Source organism: Candidatus Thorarchaeota archaeon, from assembly GCA_021498125.1.
Lineage (GTDB): Archaea > Asgardarchaeota > Thorarchaeia > Thorarchaeales > Thorarchaeaceae > B65-G9.
In genome coordinates, this window is sequence record JAIZWL010000001.1 from 1,050,337 (window position 1) to 1,075,199 (window position 24,863).

Here is a 24,863-nt window from a genome sequence, read left to right on the forward strand (position 1 = left end):
GAATATGGAATGAGTAGTACCTATGATTACCTCTTCAAGGTCGTTGTATTAGGCGAGGGCGCTGTTGGAAAGACGGCAATTGTTACTCGTTTCTCACACGGTTTTTTCAGAACTGACTATCGCACTACCATTGGAAGCCAATTTGCCGTGAAAAACCTCGAGATTGCCACAAAAGAGGGTCGCCTTACTGTTAAATTACAGATATGGGACGTAGCGGGGCAGTCGCGTTTTCAGATCCTTAGACCCATGTACTATCGTGGTTCGAGTGGTGGGCTTCTGGTATATGATGTGACTCGTCGAAGGACGTTCATTGTTCTTGAAGAGTGGCTCTCAGAACTTGAAAAGGCAGTGGGAAAGACCATACCTCTTGTTCTCGTTGCTAACAAGACCGATCTTCCTGACAGAGTCATCTCGGTCGAAGAGGGGCGTGAGTTCGCAAAGAGCCATAACATGCCCTATGTGGAATCTTCAGCAAAGACGGGTGAGGGCATCTTGGATGTCTTTGAGCAGCTTGCGAAGATTCTCGTTGATAACCGTCAAAAATCCCATTAGCAAGCGATTATTACGTACCAGCCATTTTACAGGTAGAGACTACCATGGCCAATCCTGACGAATACTATGCAGCTAATACTATCCCCCCTATCGCTTGGGCTCTTGACCTCTATCTAAAACATAAGGGGCGTTTCAAAGAGCAGAAGATACTGGAGATCTCCTTTCCAGCGGGGCATCACAAAGAGATGATGAAAAAGAAGGGGGCTCATGAGATTGCTGTCTGGACCGCGCACAGTCAGATCTGGGCACGGGCCCGCTGTACGGTCACTAAGGATTGCAAGTTCAATAGTCAGCGTGTTAATGGTGCAGATCGTGAGGGGATCAAGTCCTTACCGTGGGACGAGATAGATGGGCAGAAATTCTTTCCTGCTATCCGCAGATGGCTCCTTAAGATGGATCTTGACTTTGCCCTGTTTATTCGAGCACTCAATACGGTCTGCGATAAGCGGGTGGAGCTTCCCCTGACGACCCAATATGGCAAGACTTTCGAGAAGTTTGATGCTTACCGAAGAAAGCGATGGCCTAAGGATGTGACTCCGGCCGATAAGGAGAAATTTCTGGAAGAGGTACTCTTGCGTGTTGCGTTCTGGTTCCAGACGGCTGCTATAGTGGGGGCGTTGAAGTAGTCATCACCAGTCACTGTAATGATCTAAATTCTCCAATTCGTTTCAACAAGCTAACATCCCTTACAAGATCGCTGCAGCTGCTGATGTATGGGCTCACTAAACGAATAGAACTCGGTCTTGCGATAGAGTAATTTTGGAATGCCGATGCTACTTCATCCATGGCTGACTATTCTCTTCTTCATAAACAGGCGCGTCATGATATTCGTGTCTGTATTCAGGCGTGGTCTGAGACATTTCGCGGCATCCTTGGTGACTCGGTCGAGTACATGTATGCTAAAGGCTCCGCGGTCAAGGCGTGGGATTCCCCTATTGACTATGTGCCTATGCTGAGCGACGTGGATATCCACATCTACTTTCGAGATGACACGGATTTTTTCACAGGCCATGATGATCCACTTCAACGGTCGCTTGATATCCTTGTGGAGCATGAACGACGTTTCAAGGCAATCGAGCCGCATCCTCTCCATTATCCGCGGTCTCAGATCACAGTCCTCAACACAATGATGCATGAAGAGTGGTACACACCACCTCGGCTCGCGGATATTCGCCCCGTCTTTGGTACTCTCCCTCCCGAGAAGCAAGTCCCCCCTGAAAAAGTCCGATTCGTGGACCGGTGGCGTATCGAAGAGTACGAGCCAATCGTCCAGGGGATTCCTCTCAGTCTTGTAGATCGGTCCGGTCCTGACTACTGGGTCCTTGTCCGACGGTTGAGCTGGCGAGTGTCTCCTGCACCATTCCGTCTGCTCACACAATCTCATCCTGATCCGCTTGAGGTATGGAGCTGGAACCGAACACGCATTCTGCAAGAGCTTGAGGCGAGAGGGTATGATGATCTCGCCTCTCACTATCGTCAATATTACGAGGCTGGCTGGGATCTATTTTTGTCTGGTCTTGAGAGTACCACTGCCTATAGACAGATCGTGGCTCATGGTTATCATGTGCTACAGGAGACCCTTCGTATTCTTGGTAGACTGTGATGTATGTGCTCATCACAATGGATATAGCCTCAGCAGACACTCAAACGTTCCTTGGTGGAGGTCTAACCAATGAAACTAGGTCTTCTTGTAAATCCAATCGCCGGAATGGGCGGCCGAGTCGGACTGAAGGGTACAGATGGTGTTCTTGATGAGGCGATCAAGCGAGGGGCAGAACCAGTTGCTCCAATTCGTGCCAGCGAGTTTCTTCAAGCACTCAAGTCCTTAGGTTCTATCCAAGATATGCAATTGAATATCATCACTTGTCCCGGCGCAATGGGCGAAGACCATGTACAAGCGAGCGGTCTGCCCTTTGAGACGGTCGATGCCTCCATTGGCCAACCAACCTCTTCGGCCGATACGCGAGCGTGTGTTGCAGCTCTCTATGCAGCAGGAGTTCGCCTTCTCATCTTTGTTGGCGGTGATGGGACCGCCCGCGACATTCTTGATAGTGTAAATGAGAACGGTCTTGATGATCTACTTGTCTTGGGTGTCCCCTCCGGAGTCAAGATGTACTCAGGCATCTTTGTCGTCAATCCCAAGGATGCAGCTGAGGTCGTCCGGCTGGTCTCTCAGGGAACCGCCCATCCTGCCGACTTTGAGATTATGGACGCTGATGAAGAGGCTTACCGTCAAGATCGATTTGTCATCAGATTGTATGGTTATCTCAAGGCTCCCGCGGTCCCTGCTCGTTTTCAGGGCGCCAAGCAGGCAAGCCCTGAGACCGTCAACGAACATGAGGCGCAGGAATCAATTGCGCGTTATATAATTGATAATATGGAATCCGGCGAGATGTATATCCTTGGCCCTGGCACGACAGTCAAGACACTTGCTGATCTACTTGAGATCAAAAAGACAGTCCTTGGAGTCGATGTCTATCACGATGGAACCGTCTATAATGACGTGAACGAGAAGCGCTTGCTTGAGTTGGTCAAAGACCCCAAAACGACATGGATCGTGGTCTCGCCAATTGGTCATCAGGGTATGCTGTTTGGTCGTGGTAACCAGCAGATTAGCCCCAAGATCATCCGGCTGGTCGGTAAGGACCGGATTCGCGTTCTTAGTACTCCGGGCAAGTTGAAGGGGATTGAGGGGAAGACCCTGAAGGTTGATACAGGCGATCCCGAGGTCGATGAGATGTTGAGAGGGTACATCCGAGTCATCACTGATTACAATGAGGTTCGTCTGGTGAAAGTAGAATAAGGATGATGTTCCAATTATCCCATATTCGAGGTGATTGGATGATCGTGCTCATGTCCGACTTTGGCGAGTCCGAATATGTTGGGATGATGAAGGGAGCAATCTATGGCATCTGCGAAGATGTCCGTATTGTTGATCTGACTCACTCTATCACACCGCAATCTGTGATCGAGGGTGCATGGGTCCTCTTCAGGAGCTACAAATTTTTCCCGCCACGAACGATCTTCGTAGCAGTGGTGGATCCAAGTGTTGGAAGTGGGCGAGGTTCGGTCTTGGTCAAGACAAAGAATTACTCCTTTATTGGCCCTGACAATGGACTACTGTTCCCTGCTGCGATGGATGACGGTATCGAACAGGTATTCTCAATAAAGGTCTTGGACTCCGATGCACCGACCTTTCACGGGCGAGATGTGTTTGCAAGGATGGCCGCCTATCTGTATAAAGGTGGAGCGAGTCGTAGACTGGGAGAATACATTGATGGTCTGAAGGTCCCACTGGAGTTTCATCTTGATGGTCGTGAGGGTCAAGTTGTGCGGATCGACCGATTTGGGAACATTGTCACTAATCTACCGCCTCTCAATAAGGCAACATACTCTCTTCGTCTGAATGATGTTACGCGTGATATCTCATGGCACCCAATCTATGCAGAAGGCCCTGATGATGATCTGTTCCTTATCACAGGCAGTGCTGGCACTTTGGAGATCTCTATGAAGAACTCGTCGGCCGTTAAGGTACTGGCAACACAACCTGGTGATATTATCCGGATCAAATAGGTGACCTATATTGAACCATGGCCTCTCCGTGATTGGAGATTCAGCCACATTAGTCTTAAAAAGTATCATTTATGATTAAATCTGTTCAACTAATTTGGATGATATCTATGTCAATTGAAGACGCAATCAAGGTTGCCCAGCGTCACTATGATCTTCTACAACAAGAGGACAAGGTGAAGTGGGCCGAGACTATCTGCAAGAGTAGACGAAAAGGCGCTGTTAACAGGACACGTGGTGACTCCGCGGACTTCTGGTGGGATACTGGTCGTCGCTATTGGGAACAGTATGGTGTATACTACAAATTTGATCACGTGGACCGTGAGAAACCTGACTACTGCAAACTATTCTTTAAACGTTTCAATCGTGATGGCTCTCAAAGGGGTCAGCCAGTTCCTATCCACCTCATCAAGGAAGATGGAGAGTGGAAGGTCGAGACCGGCTCGTATTAACAGCTTCTTCTGACGGACTTGTGGTTCGTCAGTGTTTCCTTTTTTCAAAAAATTGATGGCCGATAGAGCATAGCTTATGAGCAATTGTGCTTTTTTTGTACACAATACCTCCATGAGGTCTGAACAGCTGGTGTCCTTTAGCATGAAGCAAATAACTGAGGTAGCAGAGCGGGCTGGAATCCCCGCTGAATTTATCGAGCCTTATGGTAAATACATGGCAAAGATCGATCTCCGTCTACGCAAGACCCTTGGCGAACGAAAGGGGAAGCTCATTCTGGTGACTGCAACCACCCCTACCAAGGCAGGTGAGGGTAAGACTACGACATCGATCGGCCTCTCAATGGCCCTCAATAAACTGGGTCATAATACAGTCGTCACTCTCCGCGAGCCTTCGCTCGGCCCGGTCTTTGGCGTGAAGGGCGGAGCTGCTGGAGGCGGCAAGTCGCAAGTGCTTCCTGCTGAGAGAATCAATCTCCTGTTCACTGCGGACTTTCCGGCAGTGAGTGCAGCACACAGTCTTCTCTCGGCGATGATTGACAATCACGTGTATCACGGAAACGAACTCGGTATTGATGTTCGTCGTATCTATTGGCCTCGCGCAGTGGACATGAATGACAGAGCACTACGTAACATCATAGTCGGTCTAGGTGGTCGGAAGAACGGGTATCCCCGAGAGGAGTCGTTTGTCATCACGCCCGCCTCTGAGATCATGGCCATTTTAGCACTCGCCAAGGACTATCCTGATCTCAAAGAGCGATTGGGTCGTATCCTTGTTGCGCGAAATCATGATCTCAAAGAGGTCTTTGCACGAGACCTCAGAGCAGAGGGTGCCATGAGCGTCATACTCCGAGATGCAATGAAACCCAACCTTGTACAGACCTCCGAGGGCACTCCTGCAATAATTCATGCAGGACCATTTGCAAACATTGCCCACGGTACTAATTCTGTGGTCGCTACAGACATTGCACTCAGGCTCTTTGACTATGTGGTCATTGAGGCCGGTTTTGGTGCGGATCTTGGTGCTGAGAAGTTCATCAATATCGTGACCCGTGCCGGAGGCTATTCACTTGATGGTGTTGTTGTCGTGACGACCATGCGCGCTCTCAAGCTTCATGGGGATGGTGACCTGAAGGCCGGTCTTCCCAATCTTGAGAAACATATGGAGAATATTGCCGCATTTGGTCTTCCTGCTGTTGTGGCTCTAAACAAATTCCCTGATGATACCGACGAGGAGATAGACATTCTCAGATCATATTGTTCTGAGCATGGCTGGAGCATGGAGGTTTCCGAGGTCTATGTCAAAGGCGGTGACGGAGCTCTTGACCTTGCCTCAGCAGTTGTCAAGACTCTCGAGAACAGCTCGGCAGATATGAAGTACACATACGATCTGGAGGATGGTCTTGCCACGAAGATCGAGAAGGTTGCAACCAAGGTCTACGGGGCCGATGGTGTCACTTTTGGTGACGGTGTAAAACGTAAGATTCGCTCTCTAGAGAAACGCGGGTACAAGTCACTTCCTATCTGTATTGCCAAGACCCAATACAGCCTCTCAGACAATCCCAAACTGATCGGTCGTCCTTCTGGCTTCAAGGTCTTCGTGAGAGATGTTGATGTCAGTGCTGGTGCAGGGTTTGTCATTGTCTATATGGGTGATGTGAACCTCATGCCCGGTCTGCCCAAGGAGCCGTCAGCCTTTGGAATGTCACTTGATGATGATGGAACAATCAATGGAGTATTCTAAGAGGGTAATCCTATGGCATTGCTAGATCTTCGGCCTGAAGACTATTGTGAGGCACATGTTATCAATGGTAAGGCTCTGTCAAAGAAGATTCGCAAGGAAATAGGTATCGAGGTAGAGCGCCTCACAGAGCTTCATAGCATACCTCCCAAGCTGGTCACGGTCATAGTGGGTGATAATCCCGCATCTCAGATGTATGTCCGCATGAAGCACAAAGCGTGCAAACGTGTGGGCATACTCTCTGAGGGCCACAATCTCCCCGAGGATACTACTCAAGACGAGCTTCTCAATCTGATACGCCGGCTCAATACCGATCCCAATGTTCATGGGATACTTGTCCAGCTTCCTCTCCCCAAGCATATAGACGAGGAGACGATCATCAGTGCGATTCATCCCGACAAGGACGTTGACGGGTTCTCGCCACAAAACATCTATCGTCTGTTCTATGGGAGTGAGCTTCTCAGTGCAGCCACCCCACAGGGGATTGTCACGATGCTTGACCATCTTGGGATCGACCTTGCAGGGATGCATGCCGTGATCGTGAATCGGTCAACCATTGTGGGCAAACCGCTCATTATGCTGCTTCTAAATCGTAACATCACCGTGACAGTTGCGCACTCGCGTACAAAGGATCTCCCCTCGATCACACGTCAGGCGGACATTCTCATCAGTGCAGTGGGCCGTAGAACATCGGTTGATGACCCCTACTTTATCACAGCAGACATGGTGAAGGAGGGTGCAATAGTCATTGATGTGGCAAGTCCCTTCGGCGATTGTGATTTTGAGGCTATCAAATGTAAGGCCGCATATATCACTCCTGTCCCGGGAGGTGTGGGGCCAATGACGATCGCCATGCTTCTCAAGAACGTCCTTGCAGCATACTCGTTCCAGATGGCCAGAACTAATATTCTGACCTCGGATGCAATTGGTTATGGACTGTTTGTAAGCTAAGTGCTCACCTACTGTACTAGTGGGCACTTCATTATTTCTCAATCCCAAATCCTTTTCAATGCGGGCGAACGGTGCGCGCATGGTGAGCCCGTTGAAGATCGTCGAATGTGTGCCGAACTTTTCCGAAGGCCGAAGAATGGACGTGATCAATGCTCTGACTGAAGCTGTCAAGAGCGTTGAGGGAGTGCGCCTCCTTGATGTTGAACATGACCCAGATCATAATCGGTCTGTCTTCACATTCATTGGAGAGCCTCAGAAAGTAAAAGAGGCTGCCTTGCGTGCAGCCGAGGTCGCTATCGAGAAGATCGACCTCAACAAGCATGAGGGTGCCCATCCACGGATGGGTGCTGTTGATGTTGTGCCTTTCATACCCCTCCACGGTGTGACAATTGGCGAGTGCATTGAGCTCTCTAAAGAGTTCGCTGAAGAATACTCTTCACGATTCAATGTTCCTGTCTATCTCTACGCAAAGTCAGCCACACGCCCTGACCGCGTTGACCTGCCAAACATTCGTGCTGGTGAGTTCGAGAGACTGCGTGAGCTGATAGGTACCGACCCCGCTAAGGATCCTGACTATGGCCCGAAAAAGATCCATCCGACTGCTGGGTGTACAGCCACTGGAGCTCGTAATTTTCTCATCGCATTCAATGCTAATCTAAACACCACCGATGTCCGTGTTGCTCAGGCCTGTGCTGATGCCGTTCGCGCGACAAGTGGTGGATTTGTCTATGTTCAGGGAATGGGCCTTGACCTCCCCGACAAGGGCATGGTGCAGGTCTCAATGAATCTCACACACCCAAGCCGAACAAAGATTCATCAGGTACTTGAAGTCGTCAGGAACGAGGCACGCCGGTTTGGTGCCACCGTTGTGGAGACCGAGATTGTGGGAATGATCCCTCTCTTTGCAATTCTTGATGCGTTCAAGTATTATGTTCAGCCCGAGAAGTTGGACGAGTCCATGATCCTCGACCTGTACTATCTTGGTGGAGGTGCCGATCCCACTGACAAGTCGTTCACTGAGATGTCACTTATTGAGTTCGGAAATCAGATCCGTCGCGCCCGTCCCACTCCTGGAGGTGGCAGTGTTTCCGCACTCCTCGGTTCGTATGGTGCTGCGCTGGTCTGCATGGTGACAGGGCTCTCGCTCTCTGGCCGCAAGTTTGCAGCTGTCAAAGAGGAGATGCTAAAGCACAGACATGCTGCGGAGAACGATCGTGGTGTTCTCATGGGTCTGATCGAAGAGGACTCTGCTGCCTTCGATCACCTGCTAAAGGCCTTTAAAATGCCTGATGATACCTCTGAGGAGAAAAAGGCCAAAGAAGAGGCACTGGACAAGGCCGCAAGAGGTGCTGCTGAGGTCCCGTTAAAGACGATGCGTCAGTCCCTTGATGCACTCACCCACGCAAAGGTCGCTGCTGAAAAGGGCAATATTAACGCCGTGACCGATGCTGGTGTGGCAGCACATGCTCTCATGGCTGCGATTGAGGGTGCTGCTCTCAACGTCCGGATCAATCTCGGAAATGTTCAGGATGAACAATTTGTGAAGAAGGTCTCTGCGGAGATCGAACAAATTCTCACTGACGGGCGCAAGCTCAAGGAAGAGGTTCTCGAACTAGTAGAGGCCCGCCTAAAAGAGCTTGCAGAGAGCAAGTAAGCCTATTCGATTAGAGTTGCGCCTCGCCCAATAGCAACGGGAAGAGGTGCACCCTCCGCTTCTTTTATGGCATCCATTACAGCCGTTTCTTTTCCGGGCGCATACGCAAGCATTGAGCCACCACCGCCGCTACCGTTTATCTTGCAGCCAAGGGCTCCGGCCTGCTTAGCGGCCTCGATCAGCCTCTCGATCTTCGGAGTCGATCTCTCAAGGCCATCTCTAAGAATTGTATGATGCTCATCAATCAGCGCACCTATAGACTCAGGACTCGGTGTCGGTGAGCGCATTAGCGCATAAGCACGTGCTGTCAGGTCTCGATTTTGAAGGGTCGCGATGGTCATCTTCCTGCATCGGTCTGATATCGATTCCGCGTGTTCGAGCACGGTTCTGATGGATGTTGTTTGTGGATTAAAGCCGGGTATGCTCTCTCTTAGAGCAGCGTATCCCTCTTCCACAATCGACCGGATGCGTTTCAAATCTCCTACTGTATCACTTTTCTGTTCCTTGGAATCCCCAATGATCAGTCCTTCTATCTTGGCTGGCAGTGGAGTGACCTTTTGTAGTTCCGAATTAAGGTGGATGAGACCTCCATAGACCGATGCGATATGATCCTGATTTCCGCCTCTCTCTTGAAACTCCTCCACCTCTGCTTGATAGGCAAGGTTCACTACAGTCCTTCTCTCAATGTTCTTCTTGCCCAGATGTGCAGCTGTGAGGACTGCTGCTACAGTTAATGCTGAAGAGCTTGAGAGGCCAGCTCTCAGTGGAATTGTCCCTGTCACCTCAATCTCCGCGCCAGTGGTTGGGGTGCCTCCAATGGCACGCATGGCATTGAATGCGGCTCTGACATAATCTCTATGATCTTTGTACTCCACCCGCTCATCTGTCTGGAACGTATCTTCCTTGTTCAGATCAAGATACCTGACCGTTATCTGTTCAGACTTGGTGGGAACCACGCGCATAGTTATGGTGAGATTAATTGCTGCTGGAATCACATCAAGTCCTAGATAATCACTATGTTCCCCAAAAATACAGACTCGCCCGGGGGCTCTTACTGTAAAAGGCTTTAATGTCGTCATTTGGTTGTGAGCACACTCACATTCAGTGGTTCTTTTTTCCAAAGAACTTGATGAGGTCACGAACCTCATTCAAAAAGTACCTTTCGAATATTCTCAATTGCGTTTGACAACTCAAATCTGATTAATGCAATTCCCGAGTCGATGGGGGCTGTTCCGATCAGTACTGCCTTCCCTATACCCATGATAATAATTGTCTTTTCTGCTCCGTCAATTATCATGATCTCTGGCGTTCCCGCATCTAATTCTCGTGTCACCCTATCTGCGACGGACTGAAGCGATGCAGCCATAGCTGAAAAAGCCTTTTCGGTTATGGTCTGAGGAATCAGTGAGCACACCATTTGCCCTTTCGTGCTTACAATGGCAAGAGCTTCAAGATCACACTTTTGAATCAGGTCTCTAAGAATTGTTTCAAGTTCTATTAGTTTGAATGCCAATACCCCAACACCTCTTTATGTTACCCTCTATTCTTCTAAAATCTTTTTAGCCTTCAATGCGGCTTCCCTCATGTAATCCTCACTGTTTTTCTTTCGGAACAATCCTCTAAACGATGCGATTTTTGGTAAGATTCCACGTTCCAATAATGCTCCAATCCTGTACCTTCGGTTCTTTACCAAAAACTCGTTGATCACAAACGTTCCTTCACGTCCCTCAATTTTAATCGCCTCATGCGGCGCAATCTCAACATGTGTGGAAATTCGCTGCGCCGAGTCTGATGCTAATGAGATCATGGCGGCTGCACGTTCATTCTCAAACTGTTCGTTCTTGAGAGTTGCCATGATGAGGCCTCTCTCATTTGTTATAAGACAATTTTTCAGGCGATGGCCAAGGTGTTTCTCTAGTTCATGGATGACACCTTCCAATCTTGTTCCTTTTGATACTGTCACATTATATCACCTATGTCAATGTTTCACTGTGGAGTTTTACATCCCACTCCGAGATTATCTCTCGGATTTCTTTCCTCAAATTTTCGACCTCGAATGTCAACAGACCTAATTGGGTAGTACGTGGAAATATGCATGCAATCAAAACATTGTCAGCGATATTGCCGAGAAACACCGAAAAACCTGGCCCTCCTGATTCATCAACAGAATCCACTAGTACATCCTTGAAGACCTTTGCAGCATCAATCATTCTGATGAAGTCTTCCGATATTGTGATCAGACCCGCAGACATGCTGCTTATGGCCATCTCAATGCCCTCGGGGATCTGACCTGAGCTGTGATGGGCAATTACATATCCATCAATAGTGAACACCATCACGCCCCAAACGGAAACACGTGAACCAAAATCGATGAGTCGATCATGGATCTTTTGTACTGGTGGGATTGGATTTCTATCATCACTCAATTTAATTCGCCTCTCTAATCGTAGATGCGTCGATAGATCCCTCTGAACCCTCTCCTGTCTCGGATTTAGTTTTTTCAAGTTTCTGAAGTAATTTAATCAATGCATCCTTTGTCGCCTCGCGCTCTCTTGCACTGATTCCTGTGGCGTTTTCTACGCCTAACCACGATGCTACTTCCTCTGGTGTTGCTGCATCATCCCTGTCTTGTTTATTGGCGATCACTTCAATTGGGATATCGCCAAATGCTGCCACAGTTTCCGCAAGAATTGCACTTGCGTCTCCGATCTTTCCATAATCTGAGGAATCAACAACCATCAATACGCCATCCGTATTTGCTCTCATAGTATCTCGCACAAACTTGAAGTGTAACTGTCCTGGAACTCCTCGGAGTTCGATCTCTCTGGTTATCCATCCTTCGTATTCCGCCTTTTCAGCCTCATACTCGGCCTTTGGGACGATGAGGCCACCATGTGATAGCTCCTTTCGTACCCATATGATCCGTCCAAGATCGAACCCCGTGGTTGTAGTCCCTTTTTCACCCCTATATTCCTCCCGCATCTCTCGCTCAATAGAGATTGCTTTCGGATCGAGTGTATGAATGAGCGTAGTTTTCCCTGCTTGGAATGGTCCTGTTACATAGACCTTGTAGTCGTAGGGCTTTAGAGTAACTGCGGGCATTTTCGGGGGGTCTCCTCAACAAGTATTGTATGTATGTATGTGTCGCAACTATTATTCTTAGTTGTTTCATAGAGTTTCCTTGATGTCCTGTACTGTCTTGTCCATCTCAAAATCGATGAGGCCTACTTTTGCATCCGCAGGTGCTGTGGCTATGATGACGGCCTTCTCGATGCTTCGAACAATGACCATCTTCTGCTCGCCCTCAATGAGGATTCCCTTTGGATTCCCTGAAGCAAGTGCGGTTCCAACACGATTTCCAATTGACAGGAGGGCTGCAGCCATGGCCGAAACAGCCTTCTCATCGACTTCCTTACTTAGCTGAGCAGCCATTAGTTGGCCTCTAGTGCTTACGAGAGCACAGCCATCGACCTCACTATCTGCTATCAATTGACTCAGGATTTCTGAGAGTTTCTTTATCTTTGCGCTCATTGTGTATTATCTCCTACTTGTTGATATATTCATCAATTCGTTCCATGTATTCCATCCTCTTACTTCGCGGGAACATAATGAAACGGCATGCTTTGTCGCCTTTCGCCTCACAGAGGATTTCTTCTGCCTCAAGTTCAACTCCGGATGCTACCGAACACCAGCCTGATGAATACCCTGCATTAAAGAAGCAAATGGGCTCCGTTGATGTTCGACCCTCTTTCAGCCAATGAACAGCCTCGAAGTTATTGGGGTGCTCGTAGAAGAGAAAGTAGTTGTCGTTTGGCTCTAGAACTGAACCAGGTAATAGTCGGACTCTTACAAATCCTGAATAGGCCGCCCAGATTGGACCCGCAGCTATTCTTGCAGGAAGGTCTTCTAATCCCAGCTTTGGAAGCAAACGTTCAGCCTCGGATCTACCGAAAGACTGTCCGAGTCTATAGATCAACAGGTTTCTTCCTGCCTCTCCGAGTACTTGATCAAGTTCATCTTTCAGGTCGATGGCTATTGCCTTGAGACCTATGAACATTGCCTCACTACCAAGAAGATGAATTCGACTTGTTTCCGGTTTGAAGATTAGTTCTGTCTTGAGGAGTTCCTCATACTTTTGCTCGATCGTTTCAATTAGATCATGCATTTCTGGGGGTGCTTCTACTGTCTTTACCATTGTAATCTACTCCAGAATCCGAAGGCCGTGACCATTTCTGGTGCTATTTTCTGTTGCATCATATTACGTAAGTGATTACATAGCAGATTGTATCTGTCGAATATCCATTTCATGGATTAGTCCCTAATGTTTCGAGTACCGTTGGCCCTCGGAGTCTAACTTGCGTCACTATTCTCCAGCATATTATGGCATATAAACAAATTCTGGATGGATTTTTGTGCTATATTTTCTTTACAAAATGGCACTTCGTGACGAATGTTGCGGAGAGGGGCTAAAGCATATATCTATGACGCACGCAGCAGGGCTTGAAATTCTATGATTGAGGTTCAGGAACTGACCAGGATTTTTGGTGAACTGAAAGCTGTTGATGCCATTAATTTCACGGTGAACTCTGGTGAGATGTATGGTCTCCTAGGACCAAACGGTTCGGGCAAGTCTACAACTATGAGAATGATCCTTGGCCTTCTCAAGCCCACATCGGGTACTGCACGGGTCCTTGGTCATGATATTCGTACCGAGAGTGTGGCAGCTAAACATGTCATGGGGTATGTTCCTGAGGAACCTGTGCTACCTGAGAGCCTCACTGGCTGGGAGTACATCAACTATGTTGCAGATATCTGGCGTATTCCCCGAGGCCCCGAGCGTGATGCGGAGATTGAAGAACTGTTACAGCTTTTGGACATTTATGATGCGAGTGATGATCTTATCTCAACGTATTCTAAAGGAATGTCCCGAAAGACGAGCCTGGTCGCTGCACTGATTCACAAGCCTCGTGTCCTCATTCTCGATGAGGTGCAGGCCGGAATTGACCCAAAAGGTGCGGCAACGATCAAGGAGATACTCAATGGTCTTCGTAGCCGCGGGGCCACTATTCTCTTGTCAACACATGTGCTTGAGATTGCCGAGCGAATGTGTGACCGAATTGGAATCATTGATCATGGCAAATTGATTGCTGAGGGGACAATAGACTCACTTCGTCAGAAGGCCAAAGGACTGAGTTCCCTTGAGGAGATATTTCTCTCATTGACTGGCGGCCCTGATGTACAGCAGATCGCAAAGTTCTTGGAGGAAGTGGGTGGCGAGTGACGCTCTCCGAGATCTGGTTTCTACTTCGGTTGGACCTCACACAGCATGGTCGTATCTCTCCGCCCGGAAAACGGTCCAAGAAGAAACGGAATTGGGGAGTGGTCTTCAGTATCGTTCTCTTCCCGAGTATCGCGATTGTTGTCAGTGTGATCTCCTTCCTAGTCCTCTCTTTATTTGACTGGGCCACCGTCAGTCAATTCGTCGTGAATGGGACCGACTTTTTCGCTATGCTTCTAAATGTCCTCTTGGTCTTCTCGTTTATTGGCTCTATTATGTTCGCAGCCACAACAGTTGGTAACAGCGGCCGAATGGAATACCTTCTTGTGATGCCTCTGCGTACTCGCACGATATTTCTTGCCAAGAGCATTGTTCTGGTCATCTGGAGCTCTCTGTTCTGGTTCTCTATCTCATTGCCCATTATCATCATGCTGGCTTGGTATTCCCCATTTGTGCTGGCCGTGATCTCAGTTCCTCTCTATGTCATCTTTCTTTTTTCACTGAATGTCTTTGGAGTAGGAGTTGGTGGTCTAGTAGGTCTGGGGATCTCACGGCTCGTCGCTGGTCGTCGATTGCTGAGAGAGGCGGGGTACTTTGTGCTGACATCCTTGGCAATTCTGTTCAGTGCATTTTATTACTATTTTATCTACTTTAGCAGTGATGACTCCCATGTTTTCGATCAGTTCATCCAATTACTTGCTTCCTTTGGCCTCTCATCCAGTATTACTCCTGGTTACATCCAAAGTCGCATTATTATCTCCCTGCTGACCGGACAGTCCGTTGCCATGACCGAGATCCTCCTTGGAGGTCTCTTCTTGTTGGGTGCCTGTCTGGTATTGTATATTGATGCGATTGTCTCAGAAAAGGCACACTACGAAGGCTGGCTCAATGTTTTCACTCGACGAAGTTCCTCTCGGAAGATTACAATAAAGCATACCAGCTGGGATCCACAGCCTTTCAGGTTTATCCATCTCTCGCAGACCATTAGTGTTTCTTTCTGGTACAATATCACGTCTATCCGGCGTGAGGGACGGGTACTGGCCCAATATCTGCTCAATCCTCTTCGTTTTACAATATTCTTTCTTTTTCCTATATTCACTCTCAGCGAAGAGATTGGTCCGCTCTCCTATCTTGGCCTGATGTTGGTTGTCATACAATTTGCCACATCGTATGGGATTGCTTTTGCCGGGTACGAGACAGTCTATGAGGGAAGTAACTTGATGAATCTACAGTTAGCCGCGGCAAATATGGAAGAATATGTTCGTGGTAAGGTGTATAGTGCCCTACCCTTCATCCTAGGGGTCTCGATCATTACCTCGGTGTTTGTCATCATTCTTGCTCCAATGTATGCGATCTATGTACCCTTGCTCATTATTGCCACGGCCTTTACGACCCTTGCATCTGGGGCCTACGCAGCAAAACAGGCAGCGACTGGAGGGGACTTCAAGGCTCAACGGATGATTCTTCGGCAGCGAGGGGCAGCGGTCCGGCCTCCAATGAAAGGATGGTCTGCCATCAAGACACAACTGGTACCGCTCATCTTTGGTTTCGGCGGCATGATTGTATTGCTTGGAGTTGGTGTTTTCATCAGCCCGCTTCTAGCTTACTTCGTATTGGCTGGTTATGCATTCCTCTGTTATCGAATCGAGCATAGTTACTCTTACAGTGCAGGGGTCGCTCTTGCAACGATCGATGCTGAAAAGTATCTGTGAATCCATCCATGTCACAGCTGAATCTTGGAGATGACCTTTGCTGGTGGCACTACAATGTCCGTGTCAAAGTAGAGACCTACCATAGTCCCATCGATCATTATCGGACTCAGATCATCCCGCGGTCCGCTCTGGATCTCTATTTCCACGTCTCCTGAGCGACCGTTCTTGATCGTGTATTCAAGGAATGCTGCTGTGATCTCTGCGACAGAATGGCCTTTCGCGCTTGCCTCTGGTATCAGGTGAGCATTGACATTTGGACCACTATCGATCCATTCGCCTTCCTCCTCCAGTTTGCATGTGGCCTTCAGGAGAGTCACACCATCCCGAACAACCTTTGCTACTAATGTGTCGTCCTCGAGTTCTAATGAGGTTTCTGCGATTTTACGTGGATATCCCCAGATTTCTCGCCCGGCCGCTAAGGCCACATCAGTATTGACCCAGTCGTGCACGAAGTACACTCCCACTTCTTCTTCACCGGACTCGGGATTGTCAAAGATGCATTGAGCAAGAACGGATCCTTCAGTAAAAGTTCCTGTTTCTCTACATGGTTGTTCCGCAAAGAGCAGAGCCATCAGTGGCATATCTGGTGGCCTGAGTGGTGCTGGGAGTATACCTGCGAGTGACTCCTCTGGTGCGTAGAAGAGGGCAAGGAATAATCTCGCATCATCATAATGATATGGTGGTGGTGGATACAGGGGACTTGTCAGCGGTGTACTAAATTGTTCTTTCAATTGTTTACCTCCCTTAGAGATTGATTTTCTTGAATACTGCAGGCCAGATGAATACGCCAATGACCACGACTGTGAAGTATCTGACAGCTCTTAGCCATACTTTGGCTGACGGAAGCAATGGGCTGAGACCTATCATTATTCCAAGGACCAGTACAAATCCTATGATTGCACGTAATGCGAGTCGCCACCTCTGACCATTTGGAGCCTCTGTATCAAACCCAACATACCGCTCTTCTAGTGGAAATGCCACCGCCAATCCCATGGTCAGGCCTCCCAGAGCACCAAAGTTGTCACCAGGAGGGAGCGGGATCAGATAAGTGGTTATGAATGTGATCAAAAATCCAATGAGGAAGAGTGTCAGATATAGATACTCTGAACGAAATCTCCCAAAGAATTCGGTGAGAGGTTGTTGGAGTCTGTATAATACTGCTAAGAGTACAAATCCGATCGCCCATCCAATGAGAATGTCTTCCAGATAGTGAACTCCAAGATACACCCTTGAGATCCCTATCAACACGATCAGGACAAGCGAGGTGATTGTGATCCACAGGTTCTTTGACTTGAGGGAGATCCACCCAAAGAGCATTGATGTGTTCTGCGCATGGCCACTGGGAGTACTATAGTTGGTGGCCTCTACACCGGGATACCAATTAGTCGGATCTGGTCGAGGATTGGCGATGGCCAATTTGATGAGGTAGTTCGAAACTACTGCTGCAAGTAGCACATAAGCCAGCACCATGGACTCACGTTTTCTGTAGACCCAAAACCCCGTTAATATAAACCCAACAAAGAAGAGTTCCGAGCCCAGTTCTGTAATAGCTCGAAAGAATAGTCCTGCCCAAGGCATGAGGTCTCTCAGTAGATCTGTGACTCCGGGATCAAAGAACATGTCTTAATCACTCCTCTTATCCCTATTGACTCGGCGATAGAAAAATCTGTGGTGTCCTCTCTGCAAGGCACCAGTTGATACAGGCTCTCTCTTATGATTGCTTGACAATCCTCTCATTTATCGATTTATGGAAGATATGACTTTCTGTCCAATAATCTGTTACAACGTTATGGACTCACCCGGAGATCTTGGAAATAGTGTGACCTCTCTTATGTGTGACCGTTTGGTCAGAAATCGGACCAGTCGCTCAATACCAATCCCCCCTCCTGCACTGGGCCCGAGAACTCCTTTTCTAGCAAGTTCAAGATACGCTGCGAAATCTTGAGGCCTCTGACCTCTCTCTTTTAGTTTTCTGACCAAGACATCATATTTGTAGTCACGTTCTCCTCCAGAGAGTGCTTCACCATATCCTTCAGGATAGACAAGATCATAGTTTAGATAATGACCTCTGCGCTTCTCGTCCTCGCGGTCGTAAAACTCTCTCTCATAGTCAGTTATCCATACAGGTTCTTTGCTGGTCTTAGAAATGTATGATTCAAAGTCAGGTCCCAGATTTTCTTGGAGTTCTCTGCTTGAATAGACCTGAAATGGGCGCTTAGGAATTTGGATCTCTGCCCCTAGCATCTCCAGCTCACTGCGGCATGTTCTTCTCACGCGCTTAAAGATATGGGATAGTAAGTCTTCCATGAATCTCATAAACTTCTGGGCAGATGCGCTCTTCAGTTCAATATCAAGCTGTGAGAATTCGATGAGGTGTCTGTTCGATCCCACTTCTTTTTCCAATCTCACGTTTGGCGAGATGATGTAGATTCCTCTAATGTCTAAAGACGAGATGGCTACTTGCTTGTGCAGAATCATACTCTTTGTGAGTTGAAGTTTCTGGCCGAGATAGTTTATGGACGCATCATAAACCGAGTGGTTTAGTGGATCAGTCACTGGGGACAAGATTACTGGCATTAATTGTTTTAATCCCATTCTTCTCAGGAACTGATGAGTTGCAAATAATGCCTCGGTCTGGATTTTAATTATTTCTTCGTAATGTGTCGGCGGTTCAATTCCCGCTTCAGTTACAATTGTAGTTCGAGAAGATGTCACTTCCATTTGTATCACGTCAGTAGTGTGAACTGCACCAATCAAAAACAGAGCGGTGATTTTGTCGTAGAGTTAGCAATAATAGCATGATTCTTAAGCAATTATGGAAAATTATTCCATTATGTACGAGCTTGATGAAAAAGACATCAAGATCATAGAGTTGCTACTGGACAATGCTCGGCTCACAACTACACAGCTCTCAACTCTACTAGATCTTCCTCAGACGACCGTTCACAATCGTATCAAGCGATTAAGACGACGTGGGATCATCAAACGGTTCACAATTGAACTTGACAAGAAAAAACTTGGAAGAGGTCTGATTGCTTATATCTTCTGTACGGTCTCGTATCGATCAACAAAGGGTAAAATGATTGACCAGTACAAAATTGCTCAGGCTGTCAAACAGTTCCCTGAAGTGGAAGAGGTATCTATCCTCACAGGCGAGGTCGATCTTCTCGTGAGAGTCGCACTGAAGGATGTTGATGCATTGAATGAGTTTGTAATCTTCAAGCTCCGCAATATAGATGGAATCGAGAAGACCACTACGAGTGTTGTGCTTATGGGGATCTGAATCGGGGGGAATCGCTCATTGTGGTCATCCGAAAGAATATTTGTCTTTTCAGTTGTTCATTGATCGAGGAGAGATTGTCAATGCGTATTATCCCATCTAAAGAAAAGATGCGGCTTTGGGCATTACTGGGAATCGTGATGTTAGTGGGACTGTATTGTATTCCTCCATCCATGATACATGTACTCCCAGAGTCTGATGAGTCAACCACCACCAATGATGCTCATGTGTTGTCAGGTCATTTGTATGAGGATTTTTGTGATCTGCATATTATCGGGGGGTCTTGCGAGTTGGTGGCTCCACTAGGTTTCGTGTTCGAGGTTCCGAGATTGGACTCGAATATGACCAATATTACTTCGTGGTTTTTCGATTATCGTCTTAACACCTCTTCAGCTCCAGCCCTTGACGGCTCTCACGTATTGATCGATAGAGTACGCAGCTATCCATTCTTGTATACCGACGGGACGAAAATCTACGACCGTTATTTGGACGGCTCCTCGGCAAGTGATATTGATTTGACCTATGATCAATGGTTCACAAATTTGGGCGAGGGATTTCCTAATCATCTGACCGTTGATATAGGCAATCTCAGTCATTATGTGAGCATGGGGATGTATCTTCTTCTCGAGGGGATCTCGGTCAAGAATGGTACCACACTTTATACCTGCAATCCATCTACGCTTCTATTCAAAGTAAATTGGTCATGGTCTCCGACTGCCAACATCGATGTGATCCCTTTTACCAATCGCGGGATAACGGTATGGGACTCATTCAATCAAACACATGAGATTGAGGTACAGGATATCCCTGGATCTTTGCATCCCGGGATATATGTACAGGCCAACTTCCCTCAGACTGAGAGTTCTCCTAATTATCTTGGAGGCGCAATCATCATCGGCATCGGTGTAGTGGCCATTCTGTGTATTATCTGGTTGAAAAGACGCAGGAGGTCATGAGCTCTCTAAACAGATTGTCAGATCTTAAGACCGACGTTTTCTCTTGATGTATGGTCTGATGTTGCGGTAGTGCAACTCTGTCAACTTAACAACTCTTATACACTATGGAGTAGTCCTCCGCATGGAGGATAGAACAGTGGTTCTTGAAAAACTCGAGCCAACGATTGTCTGGGACATCTTCGAACACGTTCTTGCGGCGACGCCCCGTGAGTCAAAGAAGGAAGATCGAATTCGTGAGGTCATTAAGGATTGGGTGACCCAGCAAGCAAAGGCGCACAATGTCAATGTTACAATTCATGAGGATGATGTGGGAAATATTCTTCTCAAGATTCCCCCCACTCCGGGTTTTGAGTCATGTCCGCCAGTGATGTTACAGGGTCATCTGGACATGGTCTGTGAGACCGATCGCCCGAAAGGATTTGATTTTGACAATAGCCCCATTCCTGTGAACATTGAAGAGAACAAGGAGTGGGTGACTGCTGAGGGCACAACACTGGGTGCTGACAATGGGATTGGTGTGGCCATGGCGCTTGCTCTTCTTGTTGATGAGGATGCTGTACACGGGCCCCTTGAGATCCTCTTGACCATTGATGAGGAGACCGGACTCACTGGTGCCTTTGGCCTTGACGTTGACAGGCTTGATCCTCAATCTCGCCTCCTCCTCAATCTTGACTCTGAGGACTTTGGCGTGATAACTATAGGTTCGGCGGGTGGTGGAGAGGTAGCGTATTCCCGTGATCTCGACTTTATCGAGCCTACTGACGAATACGTCTTTCTAAAAGTGACTGTGAGCGGTCTTCGTGGTGGCCATTCCGGTGGTGATATTCATCGACATCGCGCGAACGCACACAAGCTTATCGCTCGACTCGTATCCGCTGTTACTAATGGTCATGAAGTTGTTCTCTCTTCTTGGAATGGTGGGAGCAAGCATAATGCAATTCCCCGTGAATCAACGGCAGTCATTGGTGTGAAGAGTAATGAGATCGGCTCGGTTCGGGATATTCTCCATCATGAACGAGAAGCGATCATCGATTACTATCACAATGAGGGGACAGAAGGTGTACTGGAACCAGAGATCAGGATCTCTTTCAGTGAGGTCGCTCGTGAAAAGCATCTGAGTCCGGAAATCTCCCGAACGATCATATGGACCATCAATGCGCTTCCACATGGCCCAAAGGACTTCTCTCCACAGATTCCTGATCTTGTAGAAACCTCTACTAATCTTGCCATCATCAAGACCTCAGAGTCGGCGATGACCCTTCACGAGTCTGCCCGGAGCAATGTAGATGCCGAGCTTGAGGCCTTTCGCCGATCGCTTGCTGACATTGGCTATCTTGGAGGCTGGAAGGTCGAACTTGATCAGGCATATCCCGGTTGGACACCCAACCCCAATAGCCCGTTTCTGAAATTTGTTCGCGAGCAGTACGAGCGTGTAGTTGGAGGGAAGGTGCGAGTTGAGGCCGTCCATGCAGGACTAGAGTGTGGGATCATCGGTTCGCGGATCATCGGAATGCAGATGGTCTCAGTAGGTCCTACGATTCAAAATCCCCACACCCCTGATGAACGTGTGAATATCAAGTCAGTTCAGCAGTTCTATAGTTTCCTTAAGGTGCTCTTACGAGAGCTACCAAGTGCTGCTCTATAGTTGAGTCAGCTCCCCTGTGATTACCAAGTGACGGGGGAGTCATCTCTCTTTTATTCGAGATCTACAAGACCAAGGGCCTCTAGTTGCTCGTGTGGTGGACGGCCAGTTGATCTGTCCCAGCCGCGATAGTCGTACCATTTGCTGAGATGTGCCTCAACATCTGGAACATGCCCTTCTGTGGGGCCCTCCAATGGATGAAGAACGATCTCTGGGAGTTGCTCGTCCTTGGGATCGTATCCCATCTTCAGGTTGAACAGGCGCATCATAGTGAATATTCTCTCACCTGTGGTCTTTAGTTCCTCTAAGGTGTAATCCCATCCCACGACAAGACGGAGTAGATTGACCAATTCGTCCGCCTGTATCGGATAGAAATTACAGATTAGTATCGAGTTGGTGACTGCTCGAAGGTCTTGAAGTCGCGCAGCGATATCGGCCTCATTCTCGAACCTATCCATACTCACAATGTCCCATGCTTCATCCTCTATCCCCATTTGAACATTGTACATATCTGCGGTCATGTGACAGGCACCACGTGGAGAGGTCGCATAAGCAATGGTCATTCCCGAGAAGGCTCGCGGATCATGCTGCGGTAGCTCCATTCTATTGACCTGTGGTGCAAGATGCGGCACTCCAAATCTCTCACCTAGAGCAAGGCTTCCATCCGCCATCACGTTACCTATCCCTTCACGGTGCGCTATCTTGTGGATGAATGCAATTGCAGGATCAGGGTCCCCCCATTTCGGCTCTATGCCATCCAAGTCGTCAGCAGTTACATACCCCTCGTTATAGAGATAGTATGCAAAGGCAATTGTATTTCCCCCACTGATCGTATCAAAGCCATAGAGATTCATCTGCTTGTTGATGAACGCGAGTGCCTCAAGGTTGTTATTGAGGATCAGTGTTCCCATTGTGCCTGTGACTTCCAGTTCCGGTCCTGCGAAGCGTCCAGTCGCATATTTTCCCTCATTGATCTCAATGACGCGCCCACAGGCTATTGGGCATCTGTAGCAGGCCTTCTTTCCTACGAGAATGGTCTCTTTGACAGTTGCGCCTGAGATGTTGAATGCATCAACCTCTCCCTCAGTATAGAACTGTGCGGGAAGCGATCCCCACATCGCTGTGGCCATGTCAACGAATCCCGCAGTTCCGACATCAGAATACATCTGAAACGTTGCGGTCCCCTGTTTATCCTCATTTAATCTTGTACAGTATTCTTCAAGGCCCTCAGGATCTGCCACAGGTACCTCTCTATTCGTACCATGAACTACAATTGCCTTTAGATGTTTGGCCCCCATGACCGCACCAATTCCTGTGCGCCCCGCTGCTCTGTGGTGGTCTATGATTACACTTGCATACTTGACGAGACCTTCTCCAGCAATACCAATTCGTGCGATACCAGCTCTCTCGTGGCCTGTTTCCTTCTTTAACAGGTCCCACGTCTCCTCTGTATCACGACCCCAGAGATGAGATGCATCTCGAATTTCCACATGGTCGTCCTCGATGAGTAGATATGATGGTCTTTTCGCATTGCCTATGATGAGTATTCCATCATGGCCCGCAAATTTCAGGTCCGCCCCAAGATGCCCTCCAAAGGTACTATGCGCCCACAGACCAGTAAGCGGTGAGCGTGTGGCGAATGTGGCCTTACTTCCTGTAGGGACTGGGGTTCCTGCGAAGGGGCCGGTCAGTAACAAGAGGGGATTCTCAGGGCTTAGCGGAACGGTGTCTGAATCGATCATAGTGTATAGGAGTCTGCTTGCCAGTCCGGCGCCCCCAAGGAACTGACGTGCCAGTGTCTCATCAATTGGCATCTTGGAGATCGATTCAGTCGAGAGATCCACTTTGAGAATATGACCATGATACCCCTTCATTCTCTCACCTCAAAAGTCTACCCGCGTGCCCTCGTACATCCGATTGTAGATTTCGCGGATCTCGTTCTCGTTGACATCTCGCGGTGTCATGGTGATGCTCGAATCCATCATTGCAAATTCCACAAGCTTGTCAAGTCCCTCCTCAAAGTCAGTTTTCGAGATGCCAGCTTCTCGGAGGCTCAACGGAAATCCGATCTGTCTCTGGAGATCCCGTATTCTCTCCGCAAATGCTCTTTCAGCGGTCTCTCCACTGCCTGTAATTCCCACCAGCGATGCAAGACTTGTGACATGTGCGGCAGTATCAGGATTACCATGAATTGCAAACTCAATTGTGAGTGGCAGTGCCATTCCAACCGCAAGACCATGATGAACTCTGAGGACTGAACCAAGGCTATGACCTAAGGAATGTGCAAGACAGACTTGTGAGTTGCTAAATGCCATCCCAGCAAGGTTGGCCGCGACCAGCATCTTCTCACGTGCTTCGAGGTTTCCCAGATCGTTTACCGACTTCGGAAGCCACTCGAACACAAGTTGAATCGCCTGTAGTGACGCTGCGTCCGAGAAGGGGTTCTTCCAGATCGAGATAAACGCCTCAACAGCATGTGTGAGCGCATCCATTCCCGTGTATGCAGTGAGGTCTCGCGGAAGGCGTTCCACCATCTTTGGGTCAAGAATTGCCATGTCAGGGATCAATTCCGGATTGATCGATGCGAACTTGCGACCGGTCTCATCTTCTCGGATGACCACAGCTCTTGTCGCTTCAGAACCAGTCCCCGCTGTTGTCGGTATGCAATAGAGCCTTGCATTGTCTCTCAGGCCGAGTGCATCAAATGGGTTCAACGCTTTGAGGTCATAGTTGGGGTTTTCGTAGAGTATCCATGCAGCCTTTGCAGTGTCCATCACGCTCCCCCCACCTACTGCAACTATCATATCGGCATTGGCCTCTTTCAGAGCGGCAGCCGCATCCTTTACTATTGAGATTCTGGGATCCGGTTCTGCGCCGTCCCAGACCGTTACTGTTCTCTCTCCACGTTCTAGGATGTCCTTTACACTATCGATGAGCCCTAATCCACTGATGACCTTGTCTGTAATTATCACTGCCCTCTTGCCAGATTCCATCGCCAATTCTTCCAGAGCATCCTCACCAAAGGCGACCTTTGGAATATCAAACCACCAGACCATTCTCTGTCCCAACTATATTGTC

General features: G+C 48.3%; 26 protein-coding genes. 14 read left to right on the plus strand and 12 right to left on the minus strand.

Annotated features, from left to right (window positions below; genetic code table 11):
* Positions 1-9: 9 nt before the first annotated feature.
* From K9W43_05130 to ftcD, 9 genes are all read left to right on the plus strand, one after another.
* Complete coding sequence (locus K9W43_05130; GenBank protein MCF2136608.1) at positions 10-552, plus strand: GTP-binding protein; 543 nt, start codon at positions 10-12, stop codon at positions 550-552.
* A gap of 44 nt (positions 553-596) precedes the next feature.
* Positions 597-1,178 carry a hypothetical protein gene (locus K9W43_05135; GenBank protein ID MCF2136609.1) on the plus strand — a complete coding sequence of 194 codons (582 nt, stop codon included), beginning with the start codon at positions 597-599 and terminating at the stop codon, positions 1,176-1,178.
* A gap of 158 nt (positions 1,179-1,336) precedes the next feature.
* The gene (locus K9W43_05140) at positions 1,337-2,155 is read left to right on the plus strand and encodes a hypothetical protein (GenBank protein MCF2136610.1); all 819 of its coding nucleotides are present in this window, start codon (positions 1,337-1,339) and stop codon (positions 2,153-2,155) included.
* A 69-nt stretch (positions 2,156-2,224) separates the two neighbouring features.
* Positions 2,225-3,355 (plus strand): ATP-NAD kinase family protein, encoded by a 1,131-nt coding sequence (locus K9W43_05145; protein ID MCF2136611.1) that lies wholly within the window; start codon positions 2,225-2,227, stop codon positions 3,353-3,355.
* A gap of 50 nt (positions 3,356-3,405) precedes the next feature.
* Positions 3,406-4,125 carry an SAM-dependent chlorinase/fluorinase gene (locus tag K9W43_05150; protein ID MCF2136612.1) on the plus strand — a complete coding sequence of 240 codons (720 nt, stop codon included), beginning with the start codon at positions 3,406-3,408 and terminating at the stop codon, positions 4,123-4,125.
* A gap of 107 nt (positions 4,126-4,232) precedes the next feature.
* Complete coding sequence (locus tag K9W43_05155) at positions 4,233-4,574, plus strand: hypothetical protein (GenBank protein MCF2136613.1); 342 nt, start codon at positions 4,233-4,235, stop codon at positions 4,572-4,574.
* Between the two features lie 112 nt (positions 4,575-4,686).
* Positions 4,687-6,315 (plus strand): formate--tetrahydrofolate ligase, encoded by a 1,629-nt coding sequence (locus K9W43_05160; GenBank protein ID MCF2136614.1) that lies wholly within the window; start codon positions 4,687-4,689, stop codon positions 6,313-6,315.
* Between the two features lie 12 nt (positions 6,316-6,327).
* A complete protein-coding gene (locus K9W43_05165) occupies positions 6,328-7,263 on the plus strand; it encodes a bifunctional 5,10-methylenetetrahydrofolate dehydrogenase/5,10-methenyltetrahydrofolate cyclohydrolase (GenBank protein MCF2136615.1) in 936 nt (311 codons plus the stop codon).
* Positions 7,264-7,354: 91 nt separating this feature from the next.
* Positions 7,355-8,917 (plus strand): glutamate formimidoyltransferase, encoded by a 1,563-nt coding sequence (gene ftcD / locus K9W43_05170; protein ID MCF2136616.1) that lies wholly within the window; start codon positions 7,355-7,357, stop codon positions 8,915-8,917.
* A gap of 2 nt (positions 8,918-8,919) precedes the next feature.
* On the opposite strand, the gene K9W43_05175 is transcribed toward ftcD, so the two are convergent.
* The 7 genes from K9W43_05175 to K9W43_05205 form a co-directional block, all read right to left on the minus strand.
* On the minus strand, positions 8,920-9,996 hold the full coding sequence (locus K9W43_05175) for a GHMP kinase (GenBank protein ID MCF2136617.1): 1,077 nt from the start codon (positions 9,994-9,996) through the stop codon (positions 8,920-8,922).
* 65 nt (positions 9,997-10,061) lie between these two features.
* The gene (locus K9W43_05180) at positions 10,062-10,430 is read right to left on the minus strand and encodes a roadblock/LC7 domain-containing protein (protein ID MCF2136618.1); all 369 of its coding nucleotides are present in this window, start codon (positions 10,428-10,430) and stop codon (positions 10,062-10,064) included.
* Positions 10,431-10,457: 27 nt separating this feature from the next.
* Positions 10,458-10,880 carry a hypothetical protein gene (locus K9W43_05185; GenBank protein ID MCF2136619.1) on the minus strand — a complete coding sequence of 141 codons (423 nt, stop codon included), beginning with the start codon at positions 10,878-10,880 and terminating at the stop codon, positions 10,458-10,460.
* Between the two features lie 10 nt (positions 10,881-10,890).
* Positions 10,891-11,343: a hypothetical protein gene (locus K9W43_05190; protein ID MCF2136620.1), complete on the minus strand. Its 453-nt coding sequence runs from the start codon at positions 11,341-11,343 to the stop codon at positions 10,891-10,893.
* Position 11,344: 1 nt separating this feature from the next.
* A complete protein-coding gene (locus K9W43_05195) occupies positions 11,345-12,019 on the minus strand; it encodes a hypothetical protein (GenBank protein ID MCF2136621.1) in 675 nt (224 codons plus the stop codon).
* A gap of 66 nt (positions 12,020-12,085) precedes the next feature.
* Complete coding sequence (locus K9W43_05200) at positions 12,086-12,448, minus strand: roadblock/LC7 domain-containing protein (GenBank protein MCF2136622.1); 363 nt, start codon at positions 12,446-12,448, stop codon at positions 12,086-12,088.
* 13 nt (positions 12,449-12,461) lie between these two features.
* On the minus strand, positions 12,462-13,112 hold the full coding sequence (locus K9W43_05205) for a XylR N-terminal domain-containing protein (protein MCF2136623.1): 651 nt from the start codon (positions 13,110-13,112) through the stop codon (positions 12,462-12,464).
* Between the two features lie 315 nt (positions 13,113-13,427).
* Here K9W43_05205 and K9W43_05210 point away from each other — a divergent pair, with 315 nt between their 5' ends.
* Together K9W43_05210 and K9W43_05215 are read left to right on the plus strand one after the other, a co-directional pair.
* Complete coding sequence (locus tag K9W43_05210) at positions 13,428-14,198, plus strand: ABC transporter ATP-binding protein (GenBank protein MCF2136624.1); 771 nt, start codon at positions 13,428-13,430, stop codon at positions 14,196-14,198.
* Positions 14,195-15,907, plus strand: coding sequence for a hypothetical protein (locus K9W43_05215; protein ID MCF2136625.1), 1,713 nt, complete (start codon positions 14,195-14,197; stop codon positions 15,905-15,907). The genes K9W43_05210 and K9W43_05215 overlap by 4 nt, the downstream gene beginning before the upstream one ends.
* A gap of 11 nt (positions 15,908-15,918) precedes the next feature.
* Here the strand turns inward: K9W43_05215 and K9W43_05220 are convergent, their stop codons facing one another.
* From K9W43_05220 to K9W43_05230, 3 genes are all read right to left on the minus strand, one after another.
* Positions 15,919-16,638 (minus strand): acetoacetate decarboxylase family protein, encoded by a 720-nt coding sequence (locus K9W43_05220; GenBank protein ID MCF2136626.1) that lies wholly within the window; start codon positions 16,636-16,638, stop codon positions 15,919-15,921.
* Positions 16,639-16,651: 13 nt separating this feature from the next.
* Positions 16,652-17,527, minus strand: coding sequence for a phosphatase PAP2 family protein (locus K9W43_05225; protein ID MCF2136627.1), 876 nt, complete (start codon positions 17,525-17,527; stop codon positions 16,652-16,654).
* Positions 17,528-17,686: 159 nt separating this feature from the next.
* Positions 17,687-18,628 carry an asparagine synthetase A gene (locus K9W43_05230; protein ID MCF2136628.1) on the minus strand — a complete coding sequence of 314 codons (942 nt, stop codon included), beginning with the start codon at positions 18,626-18,628 and terminating at the stop codon, positions 17,687-17,689.
* A 112-nt stretch (positions 18,629-18,740) separates the two neighbouring features.
* Between K9W43_05230 and K9W43_05235 the strand changes: the two genes are divergently transcribed.
* From K9W43_05235 to pepD, 3 genes are all read left to right on the plus strand, one after another.
* Positions 18,741-19,190, plus strand: a complete 450-nt coding sequence (locus K9W43_05235; GenBank protein MCF2136629.1) for an Lrp/AsnC family transcriptional regulator — start codon at positions 18,741-18,743, stop codon at positions 19,188-19,190.
* Positions 19,191-19,264: 74 nt separating this feature from the next.
* A complete protein-coding gene (locus K9W43_05240) occupies positions 19,265-20,143 on the plus strand; it encodes a hypothetical protein (GenBank protein ID MCF2136630.1) in 879 nt (292 codons plus the stop codon).
* 136 nt (positions 20,144-20,279) lie between these two features.
* Positions 20,280-21,788, plus strand: a complete 1,509-nt coding sequence (gene pepD, locus K9W43_05245) for a beta-Ala-His dipeptidase (protein MCF2136631.1) — start codon at positions 20,280-20,282, stop codon at positions 21,786-21,788.
* Positions 21,789-21,838: 50 nt separating this feature from the next.
* Here the strand turns inward: pepD and K9W43_05250 are convergent, their stop codons facing one another.
* Together K9W43_05250 and K9W43_05255 are read right to left on the minus strand one after the other, a co-directional pair.
* The gene (locus K9W43_05250) at positions 21,839-23,659 is read right to left on the minus strand and encodes an aldehyde ferredoxin oxidoreductase family protein (protein MCF2136632.1); all 1,821 of its coding nucleotides are present in this window, start codon (positions 23,657-23,659) and stop codon (positions 21,839-21,841) included.
* Between the two features lie 9 nt (positions 23,660-23,668).
* Entirely contained in the window at positions 23,669-24,853 is a 1,185-nt protein-coding gene (locus K9W43_05255) for an iron-containing alcohol dehydrogenase (GenBank protein MCF2136633.1), read from the minus strand.
* Positions 24,854-24,863 lie beyond the last annotated feature (10 nt).